This is a genomic window from uncultured Campylobacter sp. (assembly GCF_937949835.1).
GTDB lineage: Bacteria > Campylobacterota > Campylobacteria > Campylobacterales > Campylobacteraceae > Campylobacter_B.
The window spans coordinates 1-2,485 of the sequence record NZ_CALEDC010000400.1; the positions used below are offsets into that span (position 1 = coordinate 1).

Sequence of the window (2,485 nt, forward strand, 5' to 3'; positions counted from 1 at the left end):
AATATTTTATGATCTCGGTCTGCGCGTGGGCTTAGCGAATAGCTAGCCCAAACGACGCAAAATTTCTAGATGTCTAGCTCTCCTTCAAAAGCTTGGTTAGCGCCGTACCGCTTTCGTCGTGCTTGCGGATGTTTTTATAAATTTTATTGAAATAAATTTCTAAAAATTCCTGATCGTCGATTTTCTCTTCGCCTTTTTTCGGCTCGATCTTTTGGTATTCGCCGCTGCTTTGCAGCTCGAATGCAAGCTCGTTGTCGCTTAGCTGAAGCTTTAAAATTTCTTTGAGTTTATTTTGCAAATTTTCGTTGTAAATCGGGCTCATCAACTCCAGTCTGCGCTCTAAATTTCGCGGCATCCAATCCGCACTCGCTATGTATAGGCTGGGCTGCGCGTGCGCGAAATAAAAAATTCTAGCGTGCTCCAGGTATTTGCCGACGATCGAGATCACGCGGATATTTTCGCTAACGCCCTTAAGCGCCGGGCGCAAGCAGCAGATGCCGCGCACGATGAGATCGATCTTTACGCCCGCGGCGCTTGCTTTATACAGCGCCTTGATCATATCGCCGTCGACAAGAGCGTTCATCTTAGCGATGATCCTGCCGGCAGAGCCTTTCTTCTCCTCGTTTTTTATCATCGCAAGGAGTCGCTCTTTGATCTGCATCGGCGACATAGAGAGGTTGTCGAGCTTGCGGTTTTTGTTGTAGCCCGAGAGGATGTGGAAGAAATTCGTCGTGTCCTTATCAAAGCGGTCGCCGCAGGTAAAAAAGCTCACGTCGGTGTAAATTTTAGCGCTCGAGCCGTTGTAGTTGCCCGTACCTAAGTGGATATAAAATTTTAACTTGCCGTCCTCTTTTTTGATGATCTGAGTTACCTTGGCGTGGACTTTAAAGCCCGTGATGCCGTAGATCACGTGCGCGCCCGCGTCTTCGAGCGCCTTTGCCCAGTGCAGGTTGTTTTCCTCATCAAACCTCGCCTTAAGCTCGACCATCACCGTTACCTGCTTGCCGTCGCTTGCGGCCTCGATCAGGCTCTGGACGATCGGGGAGTTTTTCTCCACCCGGTACAGCGTCATACGGATCGAGATGACCTTTGGATCCTTGGCGGCTTCTTTGATGAGTTTTTGCACCGGATCGAAGCTCTCGTAAGGATGAATTAACAAGATATCCTCCTTCTCCATCGCGCTCATAACGGAGGTGTTTTCGTTAAAGGGGGGCAGAGTTTTTGGCAGATACTGAGGATGGGCTAGAAAGGAAAAATCCTTATTGGAAGCGATCTCCCAAAGCCCGTCCAGCGTAAGCGGCACGGCGCATTCATATATATCTTTGTAAAAAATTTTAAGATGAGAATTTAGAAATTCTAATAGTTCGGCATCGGCGTCCTTTTCGATCTGAAGCCGCACGAAAGCCCCTTTACGGCGCAGCTTAAGCCCCGCTTCCAGGATCATCATAAAATCGTCCGCTTCCTCCTCCTCGATTACGATATCTGCGTTTCGCGTGACGCGGAAAGCTGCGGAGCTGATGAGCTTGTAGCCCGGGAAAATCTCCTCCGCGTGGCGTTTTACGATAGTACCGATCGGCACGTAGGTGTTTTGCGCGACCTGCACGAAGCGCGGGATCACGCGCGGAATTCTAATCATCCCGAAATGCACCGACTCGGGCGCGCCCTCATCGCAGAGCTTGACTGCGAGGGAGAAGCTGAGATTGTTTAGATGAGGGAAAGGATGGGTCGCATCCACTGCGATCGGGACGATTACTGGCATTATTTGCGAGAAGAAAAACTCGTCCGCCACCGGCTTTAGCTCGGGCGGCAGCTCGTCGTAGCTTTTGATAAAAAGCCCGTTTTTGCAAAGCTCTTTTTGGATGCCGAAATACTGCTGCTCAAGCTCGGTTTGTTCGTTTCTCAGATAGGAGCGGATCGCGCGTAGCTGCTCAAGAGGCGTCATCTCATCGTCCCCGCTGGTTATAACGCCGGCGGTAAAAAGCTGCTTCAAACCCGCCACGCGGATCATATAAAATTCGTCTAAATTCGTGCTGTAAATCGCTAGAAATTTTAATTTTTCAATTAGCGGGATATCCTTTTTGCATTGTTCCAGCACGCGGGTATTGAAGCGTAGCCAGCTTAGTTCACGGTTTATAAAATTATTCTGTGTTTGCATAAAAACTCCTTTTTTGAATATTAATTCTAAGATTATAGCCCAATTAAGATTAAATTTTAAAGTCCGAATTTTATGAGCTTGCAAGTGGGGCAATTTAGTATTTAAAATTCTGCTCTAATTCCCTATTTTTCCTAAATCCTTGCACATTTGCGCATTGCCGTCTTTGCAGCCCAGCTTTAAATACCGCCTCAAATATAAAATTTGCTCTTCCTCCTCGCTCATACCTAGTACCCATTTGCACGCCTCCTTTATATTACCCTTATCGCAAGCCTTCTTGCAAAAATTTTTGCCTTTATTTTTATCTACTTTAGCCCACAACAGCAGTCCGTA

Annotated in this window: 2 protein-coding genes; both read right to left on the bottom strand. The window is 47.5% G+C overall.

The features are described from left to right. Window positions 1-73 precede the first annotated feature (73 nt). Entirely contained in the window at window positions 74-2,155 is a 2,082-nt protein-coding gene (locus tag Q0256_RS09130; RefSeq protein ID WP_297962383.1) for an RNA degradosome polyphosphate kinase, read from the bottom strand. Between the two features lie 114 nt (window positions 2,156-2,269). After that, a partial coding sequence (locus Q0256_RS09135; protein ID WP_297962385.1) for a hypothetical protein occupies window positions 2,270-2,485 on the bottom strand: 216 nt, incomplete at its 5' end.